This window comes from Pseudorhodobacter sp., from assembly GCF_030452865.1.
Lineage (GTDB): Bacteria > Pseudomonadota > Alphaproteobacteria > Rhodobacterales > Rhodobacteraceae > Pseudorhodobacter.
In genome coordinates, this window is the sequence record NZ_JAKDLJ010000302.1 from 1 (window position 1) to 4568 (window position 4568).

Consider the following 4568-nt stretch of genomic DNA (forward strand, 5'->3'; position numbering starts at 1 on the left):
CATAACGCCCATCACGGCAAATGGCCAGGCGTTGGTTATCCGCGGCGGTGGGGTCAAAGCTGTGGGGAGTTTGACAATGGACTGCGCGCGGAAATCCCGAACCGAATTGCCGGTTTTCAGGACGGCGCCATAGTTGCGCAGGGTGAATTTGGCCCCTTGGCATTTATCGCGCCACGGGAGGATGACACGGGAATAGTCGAAATGGATCGTGGGGAAGTATTCATCGAGCGAGGCATCAACCGGTGCCAACGCCTCCCCCACTTTCAGGCGCTGCCCATGCCATGAGACCAGGTATTCATCCGGTCGGCGCAACACGGCGTAAACCTGCATCTGCGACACTTGCGGGAACAGTCCCAGCAGCCTGTCGATCAGGTCCGGGGACACCTCCCCAAAGTTCGAAAACACTTCCGAACACATGATCACGGTTTGGGGGCGCAGGCGCGCCACCTGATCTTGCAAGGTGGCGATCATATGCTCCAGTGGCGGCATATCCTGAAACTGCGGCGGGACTGGACGACGAGAAACCTCTGCGATCATCCGATATGCCAGCGCACTATGGGGTTCGCGCAGATGGGGTGGCAATTTTCCGGGCTTGTCCGCGATCCCGATGGATTGACGCAGCATATGGGTCAGCCCGCGCGGATCCACCGCCGGATACAATATCCCGGCCTTGATCAATAAATGTGCATTCTGGGCCAAAAACGCCTGCAAGGACGTGGAGCCAACCTTGTGATGGCCGATATAAAGGATAAGCTTCATATCTTAAGGGGCGTCCCGCGCGTAGACATCTTCATAGCGGATGATGTCATCCTCCCCCAGATAGCTGCCGGTCTGCACCTCGATCAGTACCATCGGTGTCTTGCCGGGGTTTTCCATGCGGTGCCTTGCGCCCAAGGGAACAAAGACCGACTGGTTCTCCGAAATCAGCTCCACCCGGTCGCCGATGGTGATGCGCGCGGTGCCTTCCACCACGATCCAATGCTCTGAGCGGTGCATATGGCTTTGCAAACTTAACACCGCGCCGGGCTTGACCACGATCCGCTTGACCTGAAACCGCCCGCCAATGATCAGGCTGTCAAACCAGCCCCAAGGCCGGAAATCACGCGGCAGTTGTACCGCTTGCGCCGCCCCCTTGGCCATCAGGGCCGGGACCACCTCCTTGATGCGTTGGGCCTGGCGTCGGTCGGCAATCAGAACCGCATCCGGCATCGCAATCGCAATGATGTTTTCCAACCCCAGCCCAACCAGTTGCAGCCGGTCATCTTCAGACCGCAAAAGCGTATCGCGGCAGTCGATCGCCGTGACCGGGCCGCGGGTTGCCATCCCGTCGGCATCCGGCTCCAACGCCTGCCAGACTGCATTCCAATCCCCCAGATCCGACCAACCAGCGGCAATTGCCACGACCGAGATATTCTTCGCACGTTCCATCACGGCGTAATCAATCGAAACGCTGCGCGCGCGCGCCCATGCCGTCGGTTCCAGCCGCAGAAACCCAAGGTCACTGCGCGCAGCATCCACAGATTGTGTTACCGGGTCCACAAGATCGGGCGCATGGCGGCGGAACGCCTCGATAATCGTGCTGGCCTTGAACAGGAACAATCCGCCATTCCACAGGTAATTGCCCTGCGCCAGCATTTCACTCGCCCGCGCGGCATCCGGCTTTTCGACAAAGCGCAGAACCGGGGCGACCTGCCCCACCGCGACCGAGGCTGCGGCCTCCAGATAGCCATAGCCGGTTTCGGCCCATTCCGGCGTGATCCCGAAAGTCACGATGCCCCCTGTACGCACCGTTTCCAACCCGGCCCGAACCGCCGCGCGAAACCCTTGCGCGTCGGGAATACGGTGATCCGAGGGTGCCACCAGCATCACAGCCTCCGGGTCAGTCTTGGCCAGATAAAGCGCTGCTGCCAGTACCGCGGGGCCGGTATTGCGTGGCTCCGGCTCTATCAGAATGGCCCCGGGGTCTATGCCTGCGGCGGTGATTTGCTCGGCCACAACAAAGCGGTAATCCGCCGCAGTGATGATGGTGGGGGCGGCAAAATCCGCATCCGACAAGCGAAACGCGGTTTCCTGCAACAGGCTGTCTTTTCCTGTAAGAGTGGCAAATTGTTTGGGGTGGCTGCGGCGGCTCAACGGCCATAAGCGCGTGCCAGACCCTCCGCACAGAATAAGAGGATGGATCATGTCATTATTCCTAGCATATACAGACGCGAACCTTTCAGGAAAAATCCACTTTAGATCTATGACAGGACTATAGAAACTCTGCTTCGTGCTTTCAACCAGCAGGTTCTGTTCTATCGGGCGGGTTACCGCGACGATTTCGGCATCGGTGATTTCACGGTGAAAAGGATGCTCACAGTACAAACCGTGGCTTCGCCCCGATCCATATCTTTCGACTTCAGCCCAAAAGACGGCGCAATTCCGAAAGACCCCGTTTCAGCAGGCGGCTGGCATCCTCGGGGCTTTCCGCTTCGGCGTATAGCCGAAACTCCGGGGCATTGCCCGAGGGCCGCATGTGCAGAACCCGGTCTGATGCCAGCACCAGCCGCATTCCGTCGGTTCGGTCGATTCCGATTATCTTTTCACCAAGCACGGCGGGAAACGCCGCCAGACGCGAGGGATCGGCCTCAAACGCGGCCAAAAGCGCGTGGGAGCGTTCGGTTGCAATGTTTTCCAACCGGTCCGCGGCGGTGAAACGGGGTGGCTCCCGCGCCACCAGCGCCGCCAGACCGCCCGCAGCTTTTGCGCGTGACAGGGGGGCGAGCATCGGCAGCAAGCTGTCGCGGGTGGCCAGTGGTGCCAGCGCCCCGGCAGGCTCCTGCCCCGCAAAGCCCAGCAGGAAGCCACCATTCGCCTCATACCCCACAACGCGGGCGTTTTCACCTGCCGTTTCCATCCCGGCGATTACGAAGGGGGAGCCAATCCTGGTGCGGATCACCCGTTCAAAACGCGCGGACACTTCAACCCCGGTGTTCGAGTTGACTGGCGTTACAACCACATCCGCCCCCAACACCGCAGAGGTGATCTGGCCCAACACGTCGCCGGGAATGACCCGGCCCGCAGCGTCGGTCAAAAGCGGGCGGTCACCGTCGCCATCGGTAGACAGGATTGCATCCAGCTTATGCTCCACTGCCCAAGCCGCAAGCTGCGCCCGTGCGTCGGCAGCGATGGCCTCGGTATCAATAGGAATAAAGCTGTCGGATCGGCCCAGTTCCATCACGGCCGCCCCCATCGCAGTCAGGCAGGCCAGCAACAGATCCCGGCTGACTGCACTATGCGACCAGACGCCAAGTCGCAGACCTGTCAGCGCCCGGGGCCCGAAAGCGTTGACGTAGCGCGCCACCCAATCCGGTCCGGCACTGGCGTAAGTGCGCGTTTCAGGGCCGGATTTCGGAGCTGTGCCGCCAAGCGCCGCCAGAATGGCCACTTCATCGGTTTTCGTGATCTCTCCCTTTGGCCGGTAGAATTTCAAACCGTTGCGGTCGGCGGGAATATGGCTGCCGGTAATCATCACCGCCGCCCCCCCCGCCGCCATCGAGGCCAGCGCCAACGCAGGCGTTGGCACCGCACCGCAATCGAACGTCACAACACCCATGTCGCGCGCTGCGGCCAGCACCGCCTCAGCCAGATCGGGCGATGACGCGCGCAGATCCCGGCCAACCCAAAGCCCTGATCCCATCGGACAGACGCGGATGAAGGCGCGAATGTGGTCCGTTACCAGATCATGGGTCAGTTCCGTGACCAAACCGCGCAATCCGCTGGTGCCGAATTTGGGGGCCATCCATATCCATCCGTCCTGAGGGCACGAAAGATTCTACAACAATCCAATCTGACCCTGTGTCAGCGGATAGACTAACTGAATCTGTTACAGGAGTCTTCACTCCCACCCTGGGCGTGATGCGAATATTCACGCGGCACGAGCGGCGTGCGCAAACGTGGCAACCCCTTAAAGGCGCTGTATTCCCATGATTCAATGAATTATATAGCCTGCACCAAGATCGTGCATCCCTTGGTGGGGAATGCTGCTTCGTATTCGAACGAAAGATCGCATAAACAGGAACCGCATAGGCGTGAAACAACTGATGTCGGAAACCCTTGTGATGGACGCCGCGAAACGGACGCTTCGCGTGGAGGCAGAGGCTTTGGCCTGCATGGCGGCAAACCCACCCGCAGAATTGCCCGCGGCGGTGGCAGCAATCATGGCCATAACCGGGCGGGTGATCGTTGCGGGGGTCGGGAAATCCGGCCATATCGGGCGCAAGATTGCCGCGACTTTCGCCTCTACCGGGACACCTGCGTTCTTTATCCACGGGGCCGAGGCCAGCCATGGCGACCTGGGAATGATCACCGCGCAGGATATATGCCTTTTGATCTCAAACTCCGGCGAAACGGCTGAATTGCGCGACCTGCTCTATCATGTCCGGCGGTTTTCCATTCCGCTGATCGCAATTTCGTCCAACCCCGACAGTACCTTGATGCGGGCTGCCGATTTTCCGCTTTGCCTGCCACGCCAGCCGGAAGCCTGCCCGATCGGACTGGCACCAACCACCTCAACCACGCTGACCCTA

3 protein-coding genes and 1 pseudogene are annotated in these 4568 nt (G+C 60.3%); 1 reads left to right on the forward strand and 3 read right to left on the reverse strand.

The window, feature by feature from the left end:
- The 3 genes and pseudogenes from L0H65_RS15020 to L0H65_RS15030 all read right to left on the reverse strand — a co-directional run.
- Positions 1-759: pseudogene (locus L0H65_RS15020) on the reverse strand (hypothetical protein); the annotation flags it as partial.
- A gap of 3 nt (positions 760-762) precedes the next feature.
- Positions 763-2184, reverse strand: coding sequence for a mannose-1-phosphate guanylyltransferase/mannose-6-phosphate isomerase (locus L0H65_RS15025; RefSeq protein WP_301459855.1), 1422 nt, complete (start codon positions 2182-2184; stop codon positions 763-765).
- Between the two features lie 214 nt (positions 2185-2398).
- Positions 2399-3781: a phosphomannomutase gene (locus L0H65_RS15030; protein ID WP_301459856.1), complete on the reverse strand. Its 1383-nt coding sequence runs from the start codon at positions 3779-3781 to the stop codon at positions 2399-2401.
- A 301-nt stretch (positions 3782-4082) separates the two neighbouring features.
- Here L0H65_RS15030 and L0H65_RS15035 point away from each other — a divergent pair.
- Positions 4083-4568: SIS domain-containing protein (locus L0H65_RS15035; protein ID WP_301459857.1), on the forward strand; the 486-nt coding region annotated here is incomplete at its 3' end.